Origin of the sequence: Rhizobium sp. LCM 4573 (assembly GCF_001854865.1) — a bacterium.
GTDB lineage: Bacteria > Pseudomonadota > Alphaproteobacteria > Rhizobiales > Rhizobiaceae > Neorhizobium.
This window is the reverse complement of the sequence record NZ_MDDW01000005.1, coordinates 180,138-198,954: the sequence shown is the minus strand read 5'-3', so window position 1 is coordinate 198,954 and position 18,817 is coordinate 180,138. Positions and strand designations below refer to the sequence as shown.

General features: G+C 59.1%; 24 protein-coding genes and 2 pseudogenes. 22 read left to right on the top strand and 4 right to left on the bottom strand.

Features of this window, described 5'->3' with window-relative positions; all coding sequences use genetic code 11:
• Window positions 1–2: 2 nt before the first annotated feature.
• Window positions 3–1,874 (bottom strand): ATP-binding protein, encoded by a 1,872-nt coding sequence (locus LCM4573_RS11940; protein WP_071006501.1) that lies wholly within the window; start codon window positions 1,872–1,874, stop codon window positions 3–5.
• Window positions 1,874–2,569 carry a helix-turn-helix domain-containing protein gene (locus LCM4573_RS11935; RefSeq protein ID WP_071006500.1) on the bottom strand — a complete coding sequence of 232 codons (696 nt, stop codon included), beginning with the start codon at window positions 2,567–2,569 and terminating at the stop codon, window positions 1,874–1,876. Before LCM4573_RS11935 ends, LCM4573_RS11940 begins: the two co-directional genes overlap by 1 nt.
• 138 nt (window positions 2,570–2,707) lie before the next feature.
• On the opposite strand from LCM4573_RS11935, the gene LCM4573_RS11930 reads away from it, so the two are divergent.
• From LCM4573_RS11930 to LCM4573_RS11885, 9 genes and pseudogenes are all read left to right on the top strand, one after another.
• On the top strand, window positions 2,708–2,899 hold the full coding sequence (locus LCM4573_RS11930) for a hypothetical protein (protein WP_131818958.1): 192 nt from the start codon (window positions 2,708–2,710) through the stop codon (window positions 2,897–2,899).
• A pseudogene (locus LCM4573_RS11925) lies at window positions 2,896–3,141 on the top strand (DUF2312 domain-containing protein); the annotation flags it as partial. The gene LCM4573_RS11930 and the pseudogene LCM4573_RS11925, both read left to right, overlap by 4 nt.
• Window positions 3,142–3,959: 818 nt before the next feature.
• The gene (locus tag LCM4573_RS11920; protein WP_071006498.1) at window positions 3,960–4,292 is read left to right on the top strand and encodes a hypothetical protein; all 333 of its coding nucleotides are present in this window, start codon (window positions 3,960–3,962) and stop codon (window positions 4,290–4,292) included.
• A 103-nt stretch (window positions 4,293–4,395) separates the two neighbouring features.
• Entirely contained in the window at window positions 4,396–4,590 is a 195-nt protein-coding gene (locus LCM4573_RS11915) for a hypothetical protein (RefSeq protein ID WP_071006497.1), read from the top strand.
• 361 nt (window positions 4,591–4,951) lie between these two features.
• Window positions 4,952–5,329 (top strand): hypothetical protein, encoded by a 378-nt coding sequence (locus tag LCM4573_RS11910; protein ID WP_071006496.1) that lies wholly within the window; start codon window positions 4,952–4,954, stop codon window positions 5,327–5,329.
• Between the two features lie 15 nt (window positions 5,330–5,344).
• Window positions 5,345–5,821 (top strand): annotated as a pseudogene (locus tag LCM4573_RS28920) (DNA cytosine methyltransferase); the annotation flags it as partial.
• Between the two features lie 67 nt (window positions 5,822–5,888).
• A complete protein-coding gene (locus tag LCM4573_RS28525; RefSeq protein WP_244505299.1) occupies window positions 5,889–6,548 on the top strand; it encodes a hypothetical protein in 660 nt (219 codons plus the stop codon).
• Window positions 6,549–6,561: 13 nt separating this feature from the next.
• A complete protein-coding gene (locus tag LCM4573_RS11890) occupies window positions 6,562–6,771 on the top strand; it encodes a hypothetical protein (protein ID WP_071006492.1) in 210 nt (69 codons plus the stop codon).
• Window positions 6,768–7,406: a methyltransferase gene (locus LCM4573_RS11885; RefSeq protein WP_071006491.1), complete on the top strand. Its 639-nt coding sequence runs from the start codon at window positions 6,768–6,770 to the stop codon at window positions 7,404–7,406. Before LCM4573_RS11890 ends, LCM4573_RS11885 begins: the two co-directional genes overlap by 4 nt.
• A gap of 74 nt (window positions 7,407–7,480) precedes the next feature.
• Here LCM4573_RS11885 and LCM4573_RS11880 read toward each other — a convergent pair whose 3' ends face one another.
• Window positions 7,481–7,783: a DUF982 domain-containing protein gene (locus LCM4573_RS11880; protein ID WP_071006490.1), complete on the bottom strand. Its 303-nt coding sequence runs from the start codon at window positions 7,781–7,783 to the stop codon at window positions 7,481–7,483.
• A 140-nt stretch (window positions 7,784–7,923) separates the two neighbouring features.
• Here LCM4573_RS11880 and LCM4573_RS11875 point away from each other — a divergent pair, with 140 nt between their 5' ends.
• The 8 genes from LCM4573_RS11875 to LCM4573_RS11840 are packed head-to-tail and all read left to right on the top strand — an operon-like array spanning window position 7,924 to window position 11,458.
• Complete coding sequence (locus LCM4573_RS11875; protein WP_071006489.1) at window positions 7,924–8,187, top strand: hypothetical protein; 264 nt, start codon at window positions 7,924–7,926, stop codon at window positions 8,185–8,187.
• Window positions 8,184–8,504: a VRR-NUC domain-containing protein gene (locus LCM4573_RS11870; RefSeq protein WP_071006488.1), complete on the top strand. Its 321-nt coding sequence runs from the start codon at window positions 8,184–8,186 to the stop codon at window positions 8,502–8,504. The genes LCM4573_RS11875 and LCM4573_RS11870 overlap by 4 nt, the downstream gene beginning before the upstream one ends.
• On the top strand, window positions 8,501–8,971 hold the full coding sequence (locus LCM4573_RS11865) for a hypothetical protein (protein ID WP_071006487.1): 471 nt from the start codon (window positions 8,501–8,503) through the stop codon (window positions 8,969–8,971). The genes LCM4573_RS11870 and LCM4573_RS11865 overlap by 4 nt, the downstream gene beginning before the upstream one ends.
• Complete coding sequence (locus LCM4573_RS11860; RefSeq protein ID WP_071006486.1) at window positions 8,968–9,726, top strand: DUF1376 domain-containing protein; 759 nt, start codon at window positions 8,968–8,970, stop codon at window positions 9,724–9,726. The genes LCM4573_RS11865 and LCM4573_RS11860 overlap by 4 nt, the downstream gene beginning before the upstream one ends.
• Window positions 9,723–9,947, top strand: a complete 225-nt coding sequence (locus LCM4573_RS11855) for a LuxR C-terminal-related transcriptional regulator (protein WP_071006485.1) — start codon at window positions 9,723–9,725, stop codon at window positions 9,945–9,947. Before LCM4573_RS11860 ends, LCM4573_RS11855 begins: the two co-directional genes overlap by 4 nt.
• Complete coding sequence (locus tag LCM4573_RS11850) at window positions 9,944–10,411, top strand: hypothetical protein (RefSeq protein ID WP_071006484.1); 468 nt, start codon at window positions 9,944–9,946, stop codon at window positions 10,409–10,411. Before LCM4573_RS11855 ends, LCM4573_RS11850 begins: the two co-directional genes overlap by 4 nt.
• Window positions 10,408–10,758, top strand: coding sequence for a hypothetical protein (locus LCM4573_RS11845; RefSeq protein ID WP_244505298.1), 351 nt, complete (start codon window positions 10,408–10,410; stop codon window positions 10,756–10,758). Before LCM4573_RS11850 ends, LCM4573_RS11845 begins: the two co-directional genes overlap by 4 nt.
• A gap of 34 nt (window positions 10,759–10,792) precedes the next feature.
• Window positions 10,793–11,458 (top strand): transcription termination/antitermination NusG family protein, encoded by a 666-nt coding sequence (locus tag LCM4573_RS11840; RefSeq protein ID WP_071006608.1) that lies wholly within the window; start codon window positions 10,793–10,795, stop codon window positions 11,456–11,458.
• 126 nt (window positions 11,459–11,584) lie between these two features.
• Here LCM4573_RS11840 and LCM4573_RS11835 read toward each other — a convergent pair whose 3' ends face one another.
• The gene (locus LCM4573_RS11835; protein ID WP_131818957.1) at window positions 11,585–11,956 is read right to left on the bottom strand and encodes a hypothetical protein; all 372 of its coding nucleotides are present in this window, start codon (window positions 11,954–11,956) and stop codon (window positions 11,585–11,587) included.
• Between the two features lie 889 nt (window positions 11,957–12,845).
• Between LCM4573_RS11835 and LCM4573_RS11825 the strand changes: the two genes are divergently transcribed.
• The 5 genes from LCM4573_RS11825 (at window position 12,846) to LCM4573_RS11800 (ending at window position 18,814) form a co-directional block, all read left to right on the top strand.
• A complete protein-coding gene (locus tag LCM4573_RS11825; protein WP_071006481.1) occupies window positions 12,846–13,472 on the top strand; it encodes a putative metallopeptidase in 627 nt (208 codons plus the stop codon).
• 494 nt (window positions 13,473–13,966) lie between these two features.
• Entirely contained in the window at window positions 13,967–14,428 is a 462-nt protein-coding gene (locus LCM4573_RS11815) for a DUF2280 domain-containing protein (protein ID WP_071006479.1), read from the top strand.
• On the top strand, window positions 14,392–15,831 hold the full coding sequence (locus tag LCM4573_RS11810; protein WP_083347406.1) for a PBSX family phage terminase large subunit: 1,440 nt from the start codon (window positions 14,392–14,394) through the stop codon (window positions 15,829–15,831). The genes LCM4573_RS11815 and LCM4573_RS11810 overlap by 37 nt, the downstream gene beginning before the upstream one ends.
• Complete coding sequence (locus LCM4573_RS11805) at window positions 15,831–17,684, top strand: anti-CBASS protein Acb1 family protein (RefSeq protein ID WP_071006478.1); 1,854 nt, start codon at window positions 15,831–15,833, stop codon at window positions 17,682–17,684. The genes LCM4573_RS11810 and LCM4573_RS11805 overlap by 1 nt, the downstream gene beginning before the upstream one ends.
• 2 nt (window positions 17,685–17,686) lie before the next feature.
• Window positions 17,687–18,814 carry a DUF2213 domain-containing protein gene (locus tag LCM4573_RS11800; protein WP_071006477.1) on the top strand — a complete coding sequence of 376 codons (1,128 nt, stop codon included), beginning with the start codon at window positions 17,687–17,689 and terminating at the stop codon, window positions 18,812–18,814.
• Window positions 18,815–18,817 lie beyond the last annotated feature (3 nt).

The following is an 18,817-nucleotide window of genomic DNA, read 5'->3' as shown; positions in this document are numbered from 1 at the left end:
GCTCAGCGCGCCTGCTGCGATGGTCGCTTATTTGCTACATACTTCTGATTTGGATGATTTTTCATCTCCGGGTAGAGAAAACTCAGTCGCTCATCCTTGATCATCGGGTAAAGATAAGATTGCGCGACGTAGATGTTAGATCGTTCCAATAGCTTTGCCAGTTCGGAGGCTGAAAGTGGCCTCCAGCTGCAGAGCGCTTCGATCAGCGCGAACATTTTTTCAGGGGGAGCGCGTCGTCCCAGGGCTATCGCTTGGATCTGAACTCTGAGTTTAGCGGGGACGTCCTTTATCGAGATTTCGGAGTTATCTTGGGAGTTCGGGGCTTTGTCTTGGGAGTTAACTCCTAAGGTAAGCTCCGGGTCTTCCTGCGCTTCTATTAGGCGCGGGCCCGCCTCGTAATATGTTTTTGAGCTGCTGCCCTTGAGGACTAGCAACTCTAAATCGCGCATCTTTTTTAAACTTCTGCTGGCAGAAAGGGTATCGACACGGCTGAAAGATCTGAACGTCTGATTATCGATCGCGCCAACTTCTCGAACGAAGATCAGTGCCCGCTTTTGGTCCTCAGATAAATCGAGATCCGAGAACTGCTTCAACCACTCCCAGTCGGACCGGTTCAGGAAATGATGGAAGAGGAAGATGGCCGTAAACGTATCATTTACGCGGTCGGAATCCAGGGATGGGGCCGATAGGCCGGTGCCCTCCAGTTGCTCTCTCATTACACGTATGCCGCTGCCTTTATTCTCCGCGAACCTGGTGTCGTGTAATATAGCTGCGATATGCGGATTCCTGCTTATGGAGCCTGGATCGTCGAACTTCTCCTCAGCTTTCAAAGAGTAGCCAGGATTTTTAATCACCAGTCGGTTCGAGTATCTGATTATCTGGATTGGCTGATGTATCTGGTAGTTCCGGTGCATTAGTGCATTCACAACCGCCTCGCGAAGAACGCGGACGGGCAATATGGGAAGATCCGTTCTCTGCCCAGACCGGTTGTCTTCTAGTCGAAAAGTTTTCGGTAGATCGTCTGTAATTGCAGCGATGATCCTTGAGATAATAAGGATCATCGGTCCGCGCATGTCGATTGATTCAAAGCGGTTTTCTGGATCCGAGATCCAAACTCGCCCAGGCACGCGAATATAGTCGATGCGGTGAACAGGAAATAGCCTTCGAATCGCGTGGGTTTTTCCGAATATCAAAACTCCGGCTGCAGTAACTCTGAGCTTCCCGTCGAGGCGGCGAAGCGCACCGACTGCGTGCAGCAACTCCTCATCCGTCCAGTTCAGTTCCTCMGCTTCCGCGTTGCTCTCTGCCCGTGCCTTCCGATACGCAGATATGGCCGCAGGATCGATGTCATCCATTGAAGCGTCATCGATGACATGTGTGTCGAAAGCTTTGTTCTGCTTCCCATGGTAGAAGACTAAAAGGTCTTCTTCTGTGCACCGTACGTCCGCGCTCCCAATACGCCTGAAGGCTCCTCGCGGCAGCATTTGCCCTTTGATATAAATCGGCTTTTGGTGGCCCGGAACCTCCGGGACATTAACTCTAACGACGTTCAGTCCATCCACTGCTTCGGTCTTAATCTCCACTCTGAGCGGAACGTTGAAGAGCGTGTTGCAGTTGGTGGCGATCTCAAGCGCTATTTTGTCTGGATCTTTGACTCCACTAGCCGCGTAGAATGAGAATAGAGATACTTCCTTCTTGACGCCAAGTAGGATCGTTCCGCCACCCAGGTCCGGCTCATTCGAGAACGCACAGATGGTCTCGTAGATCGATTTCCCCACCGTGTTGCCAGAAATCTCTTTCGCCTCGATCTCTGAGGTTTCATCGATCTCGTTCAACGTTTTGACGATTTCGGCGGCTGATCGAAGGCTTATCATCAGAACCCCGGCATAGCGTTCATCACCATTCGTACAACGGCGATCACCTCGACTGACACTCCATCGTCAGTATCGAACTGTCGATGCACAATGATCGGCTTGTGCTTCGGGTTGCTCGAACGCGGATGGAATTCCGTCCGATCCTCGTAAATTTCGATCTGCTTGATCGACCATTCACGCATCAGGCCGGCATCGCGCGAGCGCTGGACGACCACGACCATGCCGTCGCGGAGAACCACGCGGTGTGCAATATCCCCGTAGGCGGTTGCCACTACCGTATCGCCTGGCAAGATCGGGCGAGGGCGCAGCTCATTCATGCTGTCTCCCTCTACCTCAAAGGTGAGCTGTCGAGCGTTGGGAAAATTCTCATCGCGCGGGACGGTGATCTCTTCCGGCTCCGACTGGTCGAACTCGTCGACTTCGCGGAATAGACCCGCCGCCACGATCCCGGCCTTTCGTGCCGGCACCCATTGAGATAACGAGGGCTTGAATTCGCCCACCGGCGGGTCAACGCCCAGATAGGCCGCGATTTTCGGTATCTCGTTGACCTTGAGCTTCCGCTTTCCTTTCAGAAGCTGCGTGATCTGCGGATGCGCGATCCCGAGGTGGGCGGCAAGGCCTACCTGAGTTTTGCCCGGCTGTTTCAGGGCTTCCCGGATCCAATCCAGATACATGTCGGTCGGTGCGTCAGTCATTGTACAATTTTCGCACAAGCCCGAAAAACATGCATTTAGGAAAATCGTACATTCACTATTGCCTAAACTGTATGAATAACGTACATTGCTGGTATGAGATGCGAACCGGCAAACACGATTATCAAGAAGTTCAAGGGCTTGAAGCCTCTCGCTGAGGTGACCAACGTCCAGCCGCACACCGTCATGCGCTGGCGCATGCCGAAAGAGAAAGGCGGGACCGGCGGTGTCGTGCCTCACTGGCATATCCCGGCCATTCTTGAAGCTGCTCGCGAACGCGGTCTCGACATCCGTCCATCTGATTTTGCACCGGTGCTGGAGACTGCAGCATGACGAACGCACACGGCGTAGCCCGCGACCAACTCCGCGCCTTCATTGAGCGCATCGAGCGCCTCGAAGAAGAAAAGAAGACCATCGCCGACGACATCAAGGACGTCTACGGCGAGGCCAAAGCCATGGGCTTCAACACCAAAATCCTCAAGCAGGTGGTTTCCCTTCGGAAGAAGGACGACCAGGAGCGCATAGAGGAAGAAATGGTGCTCGCCACCTACCTCCATGCGCTCGGGATGGTGCAGGGCGATCTCTTCGAAGAGCCGCACGACCCCGAAACCGGCGAAGTCCTCGACGCCAAGCTCGCACATACGGTCGTCACCGGCATGCAGACAGAAACCGGTCGCGCCGCGCTGATCGCCGCCGTCGATATCATGATCGCCCAGGAAGAGGCGGAAGAACACCAAGCTTCGGACGATGCCCCCATCGTACCCCCTTCGCCAGCAGAGAGCGAAGCCAAGGAAATCTCTGCGTCCAGTTATAGCCGGCCCGCAACCTTGGCGGTTTCCGGTGGCGAACCGAGCATACCAAGCTCCGATGCCGGCGGCGAAAAAATGGAAGGGCGCCCTGCCGCTCATCCAGGCCGGCCCGACGAACAGTCGGCTCATACAGACGCCAAATCGGGGCAAGCCACCAACACCAATTCGCCGGAAACGGCAAACGAGATGGACCGCGAGGAGATGCCTGGCGGCCGAGCCGTCCATTCCCTGCCAGCGGAAAACGCCCGTAAGGCAGTCCCGGAAACGGAAGACGGTAGCGTGACCCATGCTGGAGCCGGTGAAAGCCCGGCGACCGAATCCGCTCCGGCCTCTCAAGGCGAAGCCGAAGCCCCCAGCGCCGTGCGCGTAAGTCTCGATGAAGGAAGCAGCGCCGACGCCAACACAGGAGGCGACCATGTAACCGCTCAGACCTCCACCGCTGCAACAGCCGGTGCACTCGTCAGGTCTGCACCGGCCAAATCTCCACTCCGTCCTCATTGCCTGAACCCAGGCGAGCAGTGCGGCGGATACGGCACGAAGCATTGCCGGTCCTGCATGGCCGCAATGGAGGAGAGGGAGGTCGCATGAGCTACGAATTCTTCTCCCGAAAGACGGTAGTCGGGCGCAAGGGCCATTCCTGCGAGCACTGCCGGAAGTCGATCCCGCAAGGGGAAAGCCATTTCTACTGCGCCGGAAAGTTCGACGGCTACTTCGTCGACTACCGCGAGCACGTCGAGTGCGAGGAGGCTTGGCTGGCGCTGAACGAGGAACTGCGCGACCGCGCGCACGAATGCGGCGACGGCTACGCGTTCCTTGCCGACGACGATTACGACACTGGCGAGCGTGAATGGCTTCATGAGCGGTTTCCTGTCGTGGCGAGGCGCGTGTGGCCGAACCTCTTCGGAGGCGCGGCATGACGCCAATCCTCTCCCCATCATCCATCGACGCGGTTGCGCAGCGGGCCATCGAGCATCGCGCCGCCCATGATCGTAAGCAAATTCCACGCCCAAGGAGGTTCGCATGACACAGTTTCTTTCTGGTGCCTTCGCTGGCGTGTTGGTCGGCGGCTTCGTCGGGTTCGTTTCTGTGGCTCTGGTCGCTGCATCGAAAGTTATCCCGAGTGCCCGCCGCCAGGACGACGAAGAGCAGGTGGAAGCCCTCATAGCCAGCCGTATCCAAAACGAGATCGTGCAGGGCGCGCGTCTCCTGAATTGACGTGGGCGGGGAACCTCCATCCACCACGTCAGGGCTGCCGGTCCTTCTCCTCCTCCCGAGGACCGGAAGCCAACACTTTCACCTTCGGAAAGCCACCACGCAGTCTCAACACGACGGCAGCGACGGCATCACCGACAGGCACGAACGGGGCTGGCGGCGACGGCGGATCGCCACCAGCAGCAGAGCCAGACGAAGCGGCGGAATTGGCTCTGCGGAATGGAATAACGGTTGGCCCAGGCGGACCGGAGACGGCGGGCAAGAGCCCGGCAAGGCGCTTCCCGCCGTCTGTTTCATCATCTCTCCGGTGCATCTGAAAGCTCCTCTGAACAAGGGCGAAGATCGCACAGGAGGCTTCGGAATAATGCGGAAAAACAGTCGGAAAAATCCGAAAATGAGCACAGTAGAGTTTTGCCAGGAAGCACTAAGGACGCGCATCGCGCCGCCTTCGCTCGGCAGCGTAAAGCGTCGCATCACTGTGGCCGCTCGGGAAATGGGCTGGTCAGTCTCACGAACAAAAGACGTCTGGTACGCCGATCCACGTGTGTCGATCGACGGGGAAGAACTGCGCGAAATCGAACTAAAGGCAGGCATCGACTATGGCCGAGAGGAAGCACGAGACCTTGATGCAGCGATCGATCGAGCCACTGCGCTCCTGGTGGAAATGCAAGCGCATAGCCCTCGGACGCTGGCTCATGCGCTCATCGAAGCAGCTCGCATACTGGCTGGCTCCAGAGCTTAGGGACGAGGATTGAATGTGGCTCTACGTCCCGAACACCTCAACATCCTCTCCATCTGCACCGGAGGAGCCGGGCTTGATCTCGGCGTCGAGCTGGCAATTCAGAGCGCTCGAACAGTCTGTATGGTGGAGAGGGAAGCCTTCGCAGTCGCGACATTGGTGGCAGCGATGGAACAAGGCCTCCTTCATCCGGCTCCTGTGTGGAGCGATGCCCGAACCTTCGACGGCCGCGCATGGCGTGGCGCAGTTGACGGCCTCATTGGTGGCATCCCGTGCCAGCCTCATAGTCTCGCCGGYCGGAAGCAAGGTAGCCACGACGCCCGCGACCTCTGGTCCACGGCTCGCCGCATCATCGTCCAATCCAGAGCTTGGTTCGTCGTCATCGAGAACGTCGGTGGGATGCTCGCCGCGGGAGCTGACGAAATCGCTGGCGCGCAGCGCGTATTCCGAGACCTTCACAAGCTTGGTTTCGAGGTTGAGGGAGGATTGTTCACGGCGGCAGAAGTCGGCGCGAGCCACCAGCGCGAACGCATCATCATCCTCGCAGTGGCCGACGGCTGTAGTGACCGACAGCTTCGGAGCGCGGAACCGCACGTCAGGCCGATCGAATCCGGACAGCAAGCATCACGATGGTGTCACTCTGAACGACGCGATCCTGATGTGGGAGGCGTCGGCCAGGCCGACGCCTTCGGCGAGGGACTGGAAAGGAGCGACAGACGAACGCTTCGGCAGCAACAGCCGGCCGTTGAACGAGGTCGCGAAGCTTTGGTCCACGCCGACGCAAGTGCATCGGAAGAGCGAGAAGGCCATGCGTCCGTTTGCGGAAGGGGGGCAGAGCAGCCCACCGGCGATCGAGCAACAAGCGGAAGCTTTGATGTGGTCCACGCCATCGGTTGCGGACGTGCAGGGTGGCAGGAAGTCCCGCAGCGGCGATCGAGACAACGAGTTGTTGATGAATGGTCAGGCGGATCAACTTTGTTCCCACCTGGACCTAACGACCTCGACGGTTGGCGAAGCGCACTCGCGGCCGCGCCGGAGCTTGAACCCGCTTTTCGTCGAGTGGCTGATGGGCTGGCCTCCAGGTTGGACATTGGCCGCGTGGACCGACTTCGCATGCTCGGAAACGGAGTTGTCCCACTTCAAGCAGCGTATGCGCTCCGCACTCTTGCAACTCGGCTTGCCTCGCGAGGCTCCGCCGGCGCAGCTCGCCTTGTTCGGATGATGGAGGCAGCCGAATGACCGACCCTTCCGAAATGATCGCATGGCTCGAAAGCCGCATTGCCAGTGCCAAGACCTGGCTTGAAGACCATGGCCACGGCTCTAAACGCCCGCGTCCTGAAACCGAGATCGCCACCAAGGAATACGACATCGCCCGGTTCGAGGAGATCAAGGGCGCGTACCTGAAGGCGCTTGAGCGGAGAAATCGGGGAGGGGAGGCAGCATGAGCCAGAACACCTCCTCTGCCGTGATGCAGCAGCGCAGCGAGCCAAAGAGATCGCTCGACGACTTTCCTACTCCTCCATGGGCTACGCGTGCACTCTGCGAAGCATTGAAGGAGCACGGTCACGATCTTTCCGCAAAGACCGTCCGCGAGCCGGCGGCTAACCGAGGTTACATGGTCCGCCCACTTCGCGAATACTTCGCCGAGGTGAAGGCTAGCGACATCGCCGACTACGGTTATGGCTGGGCGATCGAAGATTTCTTGTTTCCCTACCAGATAGAGCAGGTGGATTGGACGATCACAAACCCGCCGTTCACGTTGGCCGATCGTTTCGTAGAGCGTGCTCTGGAGACGAGCCGAGTAGGTTGCGCGATTATTGTGCGCTCGGCCTTTCTGGAAGGTATTGGCCGCTACGAGCAGCTTTTCCGCGATAACCCGCCGGCGCTCGTTCTACAGTTCTGCGAACGCGTTGCCATGGTCAAAGGGCGCGTGGACCCAGAGGCGTCCAGCGCGACCGCATACTCCTGGGTCGTCTGGGTCAAAGGTCAGACGGACACGCGACAGCGCTGGATAGCTCCCTGCCGGAAGAGGCTCGAACGTCCTGAGGACTATGCCGCTTATCGCGAGGTGGCAGCATGAGCGGTATTTTCGGGAACTCAAGCGCTCGCAAACAGAGAGGCCGCGGTTGCAGCCTCTCCAACTCGCTCGATCGCTTAGAAGATAACGTGGCCACCGCCGGACTGGCGGTTGATCATCCACGGCCGGACTGCCGGAGCCTTCATGAGGATACCCTTCTTGGCTCCGAAGGCGCGGATCGCGTCACGAGCTACCCGGAGCGGCTTCAGGCCGTCTTGGGCCATGTAGCAGGTTCGAAGCGCGGCCTCATGGTCGAGGTCTTTATCCGGCTCCGGCCAATCCTCCAGAAAGTCGATGGCATCTTCGACGCAGTTTATCTCTCGAACCAGATCTCGTCGTTCTTTCAAGTAGACGGGTCTGTCGAACATCTTCGCGATCATTTCTACCTCACTGAAAACGTTGGTGATCAACAAGGAAAGCGCTGTGGCTCAGCGCCGATATTCGATTTGTGGTCTCTCGTTTTTTCGTTCAAGAGGGCCGGTGCGCGTCTCGCTACTCCTTTCAACGGGAGGGCTATCGCGTGACATTCTCCGAAGCCTACGCCCTCTTTGGCCCCGACACGATCGCCATCAGCGAAGCCCTCGGCATTCCTGAGCACGAGGCAGACCGGCTCATCAATGCTGAGATGGAGCGCATCCATGAGGAAAAGGGAAAATCCTCCCGCAGCGACTACCAGAGGGAATACCGGAAGGCGAACAAGGAACGTCTGATAGAGCTTCGGAACCGGCACAACGCCCGTATCCGCGCCGAGCTGCGCGAGATCCGAGCCAGGAGGCCGGCATGAAGGAATCCCAAATCCACAAAGCCGTCGTCGCACACTGGAAGGCTCTCGGTCTGCCGGGAACGCTGGTGGCCACGATCCCGAACATGGGGAGCATGGGGCAGTATGGCCTCACCAAGGGCCTGCCGGACCTGATCATCATCGGTCCGGGCATTCACGGCTATCTCGAACTCAAGACCGAGGTAGGCAAGCTCACCCAGCCGCAGCGCGAGTTTCAGGCGCTCTGCACCGACCGCGGCATACCCTTCTTCGTTACGCATGGCCGGGACGAACCTATCCGGCTGCTTGAAGACCTCGGCATCGTCAGGAGGGCAGCATGAGCGAGCAGCCGTTCTTGATAGGTGATGGTTGGATGGAGGTGAAGGACGGTAATGACACTGCTCGTTCCATCTTCGATCGCCACTACAGCCGGTACATCTATGCTGACGGTCGCAAGCCGAAAATCTTCGTCGGCCCAGGCGAAAAGTTGGTTTTGTTGACGGCCGATGCGCGAGCGCTCTGTGTCTGGCGGAAGTTCAAGAGCGCTGACGGGCAGGAAGGCGTCAACTGTGCCGTCTTCCGCAACGAGAGCAAGGAACTCGCCAGCGATCTCCTTCGAGCAGCTATGGCGGCAGCCTGGCAGCGGTGGCCGGGCGAGCGCCTGTTCACCTACATCGACACCTATTCCGTCCCACCGACTATTGTTCGTGGCAATCCAGTCTGGGGCTATTGCTTCCGCAAGGCGGGGTGGAAGTTCTGCGGCGTCTCCAAGGCAAGGAAACTGATCATCATGGAGGCGTTCCAATGAGCGAACGCCCCTTCATGCAGCTCTACGTCTCCGATTTCATCGGTGACACCCTGCATCTGAGCACCGAGCAGATCGGCGCTTACATGCTGCTGCTGATGGCAATGTGGAATGCCGGCGGGAAACTGCCTGCCGACGAGGCCAAGCTTGCCCGTGTCGCCCGTATGTCGGTGAAGAAATGGAAGGCGATCGCAGACGATCTCATGCCGTTCTTCGAGGTGGACGGTGAGGCCATCTGGCATAACCGCCTTACGAAAGAGCTTCAAAAAAGCGAGAGTAAATCTCAATCGAGAAGCGCCGCAGGGGCGGAGGGTGGAAGAGCTAAGGCATTGAAAGATAAAGAAGCGCGCCTAGCAAATGCTATGCGTTCGCCACAGCATCTTCCAGAAACCATAACCAGACTTCCTTCGGAAGACGCGCGCGCGCCCGAACCTTCTTCCGGGTTTGAACAGTTTTGGGAAATCTACCCCAACAAGGTCGGAGAGCCTGCGGCCCGATCGGCCTTTTCCAAAGCCCTAAAGCGCGCCGGCCTCGAGGAAATCCTCGCCGGTGCCCGAGCCTATGCGGCCAAGACCGACGATCGCCAGTGGTGCAACCCGGTGAAGTGGCTGTCTGAGGACCGCTGGAAAGACCGGCCTGCCAAACCTCCCGAGAAGCCGCCTCCGAAGCCGAACGGCTTAGCTCACCTGCAGAAACCCCAATCCCGAGAAGAATACATCGCCGCCGAACTGGCGCGTTCCGAAAGGAGCTTCACATGATTGCTTTACCGCCCGAGACCGAGATCATCGGATTGACGAGACGCCAGCTCCAGGTGATCGACGGCCTATCGACCGGCAAGCCGGCAAAGGCAGTGGCCGGCGAACTCAAGCTCACAATCAACCAGGTCACCAACGACGTCCAGCGGGCTATCCATGCGCTCGACGCTGGAAACACAGTTGGCCTCGTTGCCAAGGCGCTGCGGAAGGGTTGGATCGAATGACCCGGCTCGCTCGCATAGACCTGTACTCGGTGGCCCCGCTTCTCCCAGGTGACAAGGTTGCCGGCCGCGTAGCGGCGAGGGGAGAGCATTTCGAGTGGTCACCGCCGAACAAGGACAAGATCCACACGAATGACCCAATCGCGGTCAGGCGGCCGACGGTGCAGGAGCTGGGCCAGTCCACGTTCCTAGACCTGAAGGGAACCAAATTCGGCCGCTTCACCGTCCTGGGCATCGCTGCTGACATCGTAACCACGAACGGCGCCAATTGGGTCGTCCGTTGCGTCTGCGGTGCCTACGAGACGCGGAAGGCGAAAACGATCAAGGCCTGGCTGTCGGGCGATTGGAAGGGCGATCACGAGCCCATGTGCGATTGCTGCGGCTATACCCGGAGGCTCCAGATGGGCCGGTACGATCCAAAGAAGGCCGCGGCGGTTGCCGAGGCGATTATGGAGGCAGCGAGATGAGCGACATGGAAGAATTCAGCAAGGCGCTACGCCGGCTTCCTCAGCCGGTCTCGTGCTTCGCGGATGGCGCCTGCTGCCCCTGGTGTGGCGGCCTGAACAAGACCGTCAGCTTCGCCATGAACAACTGCGAGGAATGCGGCAAGGCTTACGCCTTCGGCTATCCGGATTGGCATGAAGGCAAGGACCCGGTGAGCTRGGTGCCGTTCCCACACATGGAGTTCGAGGCCCTCGGCGGTCGCGCGGATCTGATTCCAGAGTTCAAGCCGAATGAGCGGCTCCAGCAGATTTACTTCCAGAAGACCGAAGAGCATCTCGGCGTTTATGCCGACATGAGCAAAGCGAACTGACACCGAGCGGCGGCTCGAATACGAGGGTATGAAAATGGCGGAAACGAATTGGTATGCTGTCCGGACTGTGCCCGGCTCTCAGCGGATGGCGCGTATCCTGGAGCCGGCGAACGACGAGACGGAAGAGCAGAAGGCCACACGCGAGCGCCGCAAGGGCGAGAGCATCGTCGAGCGCAATCTCCGGAATGAGGGGATTGACGTTTACATGCCGTCCTTCTGGGCCATCACCCAGCACCAGCGCACGAACAAGATGCGCGAGAAACGCTTTCCGCTCCTCGTCGGGTATGCCTTCGTGAACATCCACCAGCGCGATTTCGAGAAGGTGAGGGGTGTCGAAGGGGTCATGTGCTTCATGCGCCCGTCGCCGGACCGCGGCCCGATCGCCTTTAAGGATACCGACATCGGCGGCTTGATGCTGGCAGACTTCGAAAAGCAGAAGATATGGGAGCAGGAGCGCGAGGAGCGGCTCGCCAAAGCTCAGTCGTACCGGCGCAACGCGCTGAACAAAAAGCTCGGCCTGATATTCCCAAAAGGAAAGCGGAAGAAGATGCCGCTTCGAATTCTGGCAGAGACGGCAATCGACGGTTTGTCACCTGCCAGCCGTCAACATGTTTTGTCGATCCTCAATGAATTGAAGGAGATGGACAAGGAGATGGAGGCTTGTCGCCTGAGCGCAAATCACCTATATTCCGCAGCGTGATTTGGCGTACGGTCGGACCTTCCTATGAGGAAAGGGAATACTCGACGGCCAAGCTGGGAGATCATCCGCCTCCCGCCCATCAGCAGAAATGTGCCCTTAATCCAGTTCATGCTCAGCCCCGTCGGGTCACGCCGGAGGGGCAGTCACGCTGCTCTTCGTGTCTACATCTCCGCCGCTGTCCGTCATCCAGGCTGAAGTGGCATAGACCAGCGCGCAGACGATTGCGGCGAACGCGAACAAGATAACAAAGGCTCGTCGGTCTGAGTGTTTCATCGGGCAATAATAGGTGAATGCCCCGAAAAGGAACATGTGGGCGAAGGTCGCATTAGTTTGCCAAGTACGCGGAGCCAACCAGAGCACCACCGTATCGGCTCCGTTCTCGTGGTGCATCGTCCCAAGCCCGTCGCCTAGTGCGGCGGGTTTCTCGTTTTGAAGAGTTAATGCGGTTAAAAGCGCCGGTGCGCTCACCTGTCTCATAAGCAGGATCAGGCGGTTCAACTCCGCGGCCGCAACCAAATACAAGGGGAAGCCGACGCGCCCCGACCTTATGAAGCGCTGGATACGCAACCAGTGCCGTCGGCCAAGCCGGGAGGGTAGCCCGGCACCAGTTCACCAGCGCCGGCACACACCCCGGCTTACCTCCATACCGTCTCCGGCAATCCGGGTGCGAGGGACAACGATAGCCGGCAGGCATTGACGCCTCTACGACGATGCGAGGGTCACAAGCCTGATAGCGAGGCGCGAACGGGTCAACATACCGGTCTACGGCGCGGAGTGGGGAAGCCCCAGCCTCGAAGTTTCGACCCGCCACGGTTTGGTGGCGGGATTTTCAGAGAAGTTTTAGCGGCTAAGACCTCAGCTTGACGTAAGCAACTCAACTACTGCGTCAAGCGGTTCGCGTACCAAGTATGACGACAGCGCTCCATCGGAACCTGATGAAGCGAACTGTATCATGGTGTGGCTTCCATTTGCCCGGACCGCGACGACATAGGCCGGATTGATGTATACTGGCGGATCATTGTTCGCTGAGTATGTCAGTTTGACTAACTTCATATTGTCCCCCCAAGGTTACAATGCCCGGTCAGATTTAGGGCTGCATGATTCTAACGTGCCTTTTGCCGCCTTCGTCTTGAGTAGCTGCACGTTGGCGACACTGTCATATGCTTGAAGCGCGGGCCATCGCTATAGGGTCTGACGTACCTGCCGCATTCGGCGCACACGAAAATGGATTTCGGACGGTACAGCGCATCATGGATGCTGCAGTCCTCCAGTTCGCCCATAAGGTTCCGGCGCTTAGCCACCACCATCTTTGGCATTCTCATCCCCAAAATTTATCCGTGCCCACGCAAATCAACGCACGGGATGAGAAGAAAGGCAAGAACCGGTAATGGCCGACATGCCGAAACGCCCTTTTCCGCCAGAAGACATGATCGAGGACACGTCCATCAGGTTCGAGCCCGCGCTCGACCTGGTAGAGTGGGCACGGTCAACTTTCATAGATGATGACGCCGACCTCCTGAACGAGGATCACGCGCATCTCCGCTTTGCTTCGATCGGCGCCTTGTGGACGAATGTCCCCAATGGGAGACATGGCCGCCGGATCGTCGGTCAGTGTGAGATGGGATTGCCGCCGGCCGGCAAATGGTCGCGCGCGAGGACTGAGCTTCAGTTACAGCAGTGGTTCGGCGACGTGCCGGATTTCCTGCTGACCTTCGATGCCCACTACGCCTCGACCTGTTCGGATGCAGAGTTCTGCGCGCTGGTCGAGCACGAGCTATACCATGCAGGGCAGGAGCGCGATGCTTTCGGCGTCCCGAAGTTCCGCAAGATGTCCGGGCTCCCGGCATTCACCATCCGCGGACACGATGTGGAAGAGTTCGTCGGCGTCGTCCGTCGCTATGGTGCAGACGCTGCAAATGTCCGCGCCCTGGTAGACGCGGCCAACCGGCCGCCGGAGATATCGCGGGCCAGCATAGGCCATGTGTGCGGGACGTGTCAGCTAAAGGTCGCCTAAAGACCCCATTTGGACCGAACCACGTCCGCTATCGAGTTCGAAGGCGCGAAGGGCGCGGACAGGCTTGGCGCATAATCTACTAGGGTCGGGTACCTTGTCGCCAAGGGAGCACTTCGCGGCTCCGTGGAGTTGATGAGAATACCCTTGCAGTGCCAGCCGGCGGCAATGAAGTGCGAGATGTAGTAGTCCGCATCGTGCATCATTCCCTTCACGCCCACGTGTCTAAGCGCGATCAAGAGGTGGGATGYATTCGTGCCGTTCACCTTGCTGACGATCGTTGCTGGTGTCTTMTGAGGAGGCTCCTGCGGTGCGCTGGTCTCGACATAGACCTTGCTGGCGCTCCCATGGACCTGCACGTCCCAAACGCGGCCCGAAGCGTATGCCCCTGTTAGCGCCCGGATAGTTGAAGACTTGCGCGAATCCGCCGCGCCTACGACAGCCCAAAATTCCATTCCGTACCCCCTAGATGAATTTGACCGGAATTTGACGCACCAATGGCTAAAGCAAAGCTAACGGATGAGGTGAAGACCTACATCGTGCAAGCGCTCGCGTGCTTCGATAGCCCGTCTATTGTCGCTGCTGCGGTCAAGAAGGAATTCGGTGTCGAGGTTAGCCGCCAACTCGTTGAAAGCCATGACCCCAACAAGAAGGCGGCGTCGGGCTTGGCGCCAAAGTGGAGAGTGCTCTTCGAGGAAACTCGCAAGACCTTCCTCGAAGACACTGCTTCCATTGCCATAAGTCACCGGGCGGTGAGATTGCGCGCTCTCCAGCGCATGGCCGAGAAGGCAGAGACCCAGGGCAACATGGTGCTGGCATCTTCGCTGCTGAAGCAGGCGGCTGAGGAAGTCGGCAACGCTTACACCAACAAGCGGGAACTCACCGGCCCAGGCGGCGGACCGATCCAGACAGAGAACCGGACATGGCGCGAGGTACTGCGGCAAGAGACGAAGGGCTGATTGCCGCCGCAACCCTAACAAACCCGGCGCTTTTCGACTTCTGGGAGAAGGTCTTCTTCGGAGAAAATGATATCGCTGTGCTGCACGGCGGCCGGTCGAGTTCGAAGACGAGGGACACCGCTTGCCAGTTGGTCCGGCTCGTGGACCACGTCCGGGTCAAGATGCGTGTGCTATGCATCCGTCGATTTCAGAACCGCATTCAGGAATCGGTCTACACCGAACTGAAATGGGYGATTGGGCACCTCGGCCTCAAGGCATCGTTCGACGTCCAGAAGACGACAATCATCCACATCGCCACCGGTGCGGAGTTCATATTCTACGGGATCGAGCGCAACCTTGAGGAAATCAAGGGAACGTCCGATATCGACATCCTCTGGGTGGAAGAGGCGGAGAAGCTCACAGAGGAGCAGTGGTCGGTCATCGCGCCGACCATCCGCAAGGAAGACAGTCTCGCTATCCTGCTCTTCAACCCGAAGATGACCACCGATTACGTGTGGAAGAACTTCGTCATCAACACGCCGCCGCACTGCGTCGTGCACCAGATCAACTATACGGAAAACCCGTTCCTTTCGGAGAAGGCAAAGCGCGACATCGCCGCGATGAAAGAGCGCGACCCCGAGATGTTCGAACACATCTATGGGGGCGTACCGCTGGGCGACAGCGAGCTTTCGATCTTCAAGCGCCGGTGGCTCGACGCCTGTGTCGATGCCCATAAGGTGCTCAAGTTCGAACTGACCGRCCGGAACATCATCGGCTTCGACCCTGCAGACGATGGCGAGGACAAGAGCGCCACGGCCGACAAGATCGATGGCGTCTTCACCGACGCTGAGGATTGGGCGTCAGGGAAAGACGAACTGGTCCAGAATGCCAAACGGGTTTGGGCCAAGGCAAAGAACGCCGGCGCGACGGTATCCTACGACACGATCGGGGTAGGTGCCTTTGTCGGCGGCTACATCGACGAGCAGAACCAGGAGAACGGCGCGGAGGTCGAGCACTTCGCCTTCCACGCTGGCGGCGCGGTCATGGATGCCGACAAGCCGAGCGACCCTCATAACAGCAATAGCCCGCTCAACAAGGATGAGTACCTGAACCTGAAGGCGCAGGCCTGGGCGAACACTGCCCGCCGGGCGATGCTCACCTTCAACGCAGTGACGCGGGGTCAACCAATCAGGCCGGAGGACGTCCTGTCGTTCTCGTCATCCATGGGCAAAGAAAAGCTCGACGCTCTCTTCACTGAGCTTTGCGTACCCTGGTGGGTCGAGACCGAAGGCAAGAAGCGCGTCGTGCCAAAGCTGAAGCTCAAGAAGGACTTGGGCGTGAAATCTCACAACCTGGCTGATGCTGTGATCGCGGCTGACAACGTGAATATCGGTTTCAACTACGGAATGCTGGATGTCGTTTGATGCTGCTGTTTGACCGATTACAGAACCTCGTCAGCGGCCTGGGCACGGCGAAGGATAAGAAGGTTGCGACCGTCTTCGCCTTCGCGCCGGTTGATCCGCAACAGCTCAACGCGATGCACCGGTCCGACTGGRTGGCTCGCAAGGTCGTGGACATCATCCCCGATGATATGACCCGCGAGTGGCGCGAGTGGAAAGCAGACGAGGCGGTCGTCGAGGCGATCGAGAAGATCGAGCGCGCGCCGCAGATCAACATTCAGGCCAAAGTCAATGAAGCTATGCAGCTTGCTCGCCTTCGCGGCGGTTCGGTCCTCGTCCTTGGTGTTGATGTCGGAAGCCCTGATCAGGAGCTTGTCTTTGAGCGGGTCGGAAAGGATGCGCTGAAGTATGTGCATGTGCTCGGCCGGGATCAGGTGAGCTATACCGACATCAACCGGGATGTGACGTCGCCCTACTATGGCGAGCCCGCCATGTGGCGGGTCAACGGTTCGAACGGGCAGCAGGTCGATATTCACCCATCCAGAGTGATCCGCTTTGTCGGTGCGCCGATCCTCGACAAGAACCTGGCTGAAACCGAGGTGTGGGGCGATAGTGTCCTGCAGATCGTCTACGACGCCTTGCAGAACGCGGCATCCTCGCAGGAGCATACGGCCTCGCTCATCCCGGAAGCGAAGACGGATGTGATCTACATCCCTGGCCTGTCGAAGTATCTTCAGAACGAGACCACGACGAAGAAGCTCACCGATCGCTTCACATATGCCAACACCCTCAAGAGCATGTTCAATATGCTCCTGCTGGAAGGGGACGGTACGGACGGCGAAAAGTGGGAGCAGAAGACCATCAACTTCGGGCAGTTCCCGGAGCTTCTGAGGCAATACCTTCAGGTGGCTGCCGGCGCGGCGGATATCCCGCTTGTCCGCTTCCTGCAGGATGCTCCTTCCGGTCTCGGATCGAATGGCGAGGTCACGCTCAAGAACTACTATGACAAGATCAGCGCCGACCAGCGGAACATGCTTTCTCCGGCGCTCTGGCGGTTCGATGAGATCTGCATCCGCTCGGCCACCGGCAAGCGAGACCCGGCCGTCTATTACGAGTGGGCGCCGCTCTATACCCAGACGGAAAAGGAGCGGGCTGAGGTCTTCAAAATAAACGCCGAGGCAGCCCGCGCGATTGTCGGCACGGCTGCCGGTCAGGAGCTTATCACCCGTGAGGCGGTATCGAAGGCACTGATCTCCCGGATTGAGGAAGACGGCAATCTTCCGGGCCTCGCTGCCGCCGTGGAAGAGTACGGGCTGATCGAGGAACAAGAGCCTTCCGAAGAGGAGATCGCCGCCGCAGCAGCCTCACAGGAGGCGAACGCTGGCCGTCGCCAGCAGCCCACCGCCGACGCTGCGCCGCGGTCGCTTTACGTGTCCCGGAAGGTGCTCAACGCAGCCGAGATCATCGAATGGGCAAAGGGGCAGGGGTTCTCGACCACGCTGCCGGCCGACGACCTGCATGTGACGGTGATCTATTCCCGCACACCGGTCGATTGGATGAAGGCCGGTCAAGACTACTGGAACGAGGATGGCACGCTGCTCATCCCGCCCGGTGGTCCCCGTGTGGTGTCCCGCTTTGACGGCGGCGCGGTCGTGCTCGAGTTCTCGTCTGCCTCACTGTCGTGGCGTCACCAGGAGCTGAAGCGCATCGGCGCCGAGACCAGCTATCCCGAGTACGCCCCGCACATCACGATCACCTATGAACCGGGCGAGGTCGATATCGACATGGTTGAGCCGTACCGGGGCAAGATCGAGCTTGGGCCGGAGGTGTTCGAGGAAGTCAACGACAACTGGAAATCGGGCGTCAGCGAGGAATAGCCATGCAGCTTTTCGACACTGTGACCCTGGACGGCCTCCGCCGTACCCAGGATGGATACCTTGTTGCCGACGCCCGCGTGGCCCGTACAGGCATCCAGCTTTACACCGGCCCCGAGGTTGACCCCGAGAACAAGCACGGCCTGCGCGACAAGGCAGTGGTGCGCGTCTACCGACCGGAAGATGAGGTCTTCGCAAAGGATGCGATGCACTCCTACGCCTACCGGCCGGTGACTGACGATCACCCCTCCGAGATGGTTACCGCCGACAACTGGAAACAGCACTCAGTCGGCCAGACCGGCGGGGAGGTAGTGCGCGACGGTGAATTCGTCCGCGTGCCTCTCGTCCTCATGGACAAGAATGCAATCGCCAAGGTCGAGGGCGGCAAGCGCGAGCTCTCGATGGGCTACTCGACCGAGCTCAAGTTTCAGGACGGCGTCACGCCTTCGGGCGAGCAGTACGACGCGATCCAGACATCCCTTCGCATGAACCACCTGGCGGTCGTCTCCGCTGCCAGGGGCGGTTCGCATTTGAAAATCGGAGACAAGTCCCAACCGAAGGAGAAGGACATGACCCTGAAGACGGTAACCGTCGATGGAATCCCGGTCGAGGTGACCGACCAGGGCGCCACGGTCATCGCCACGCTGCAGACGCGGCTTGCCGATGCCAACAAGAAGTTCACCGACGCCGAGACCGCGCATCAGACGGCAATCGCCGCAAAGGATGCGGACCTCGCCAAGAAGGATGCCGAGATCGACAGCCTCAAGGGCAAGATCCTGTCGGATGCTGATCTCGACAAGCGCGTTCAGGCCCGAGCCGACCTGATTGCCGTGGCGAAGTCCATCGCCAAGGACGTGAAGACGGAAGGCCTGACCGATGCCGGCATTCGCAAGGCCGTCGTTGCCGCCAAGCTTGGCGATGCAGCCGTGGCCGACAAGGCCGACGCCTACATCGATGYTCGCTTCGACATCCTCGTCGAGGACGCAAAGAAGGCCGGCAATCCCGATCCTTTCGCCAATGTGGTGAAGGATGGCCTCACCCCCGCCAACGACGCCGACAAGGCCGCCACCGACGCTTACGCGCAGATGGTCGCCGACATGCAGGCGGGCAAGACTTCCGCAACGGTCAACTGAGGA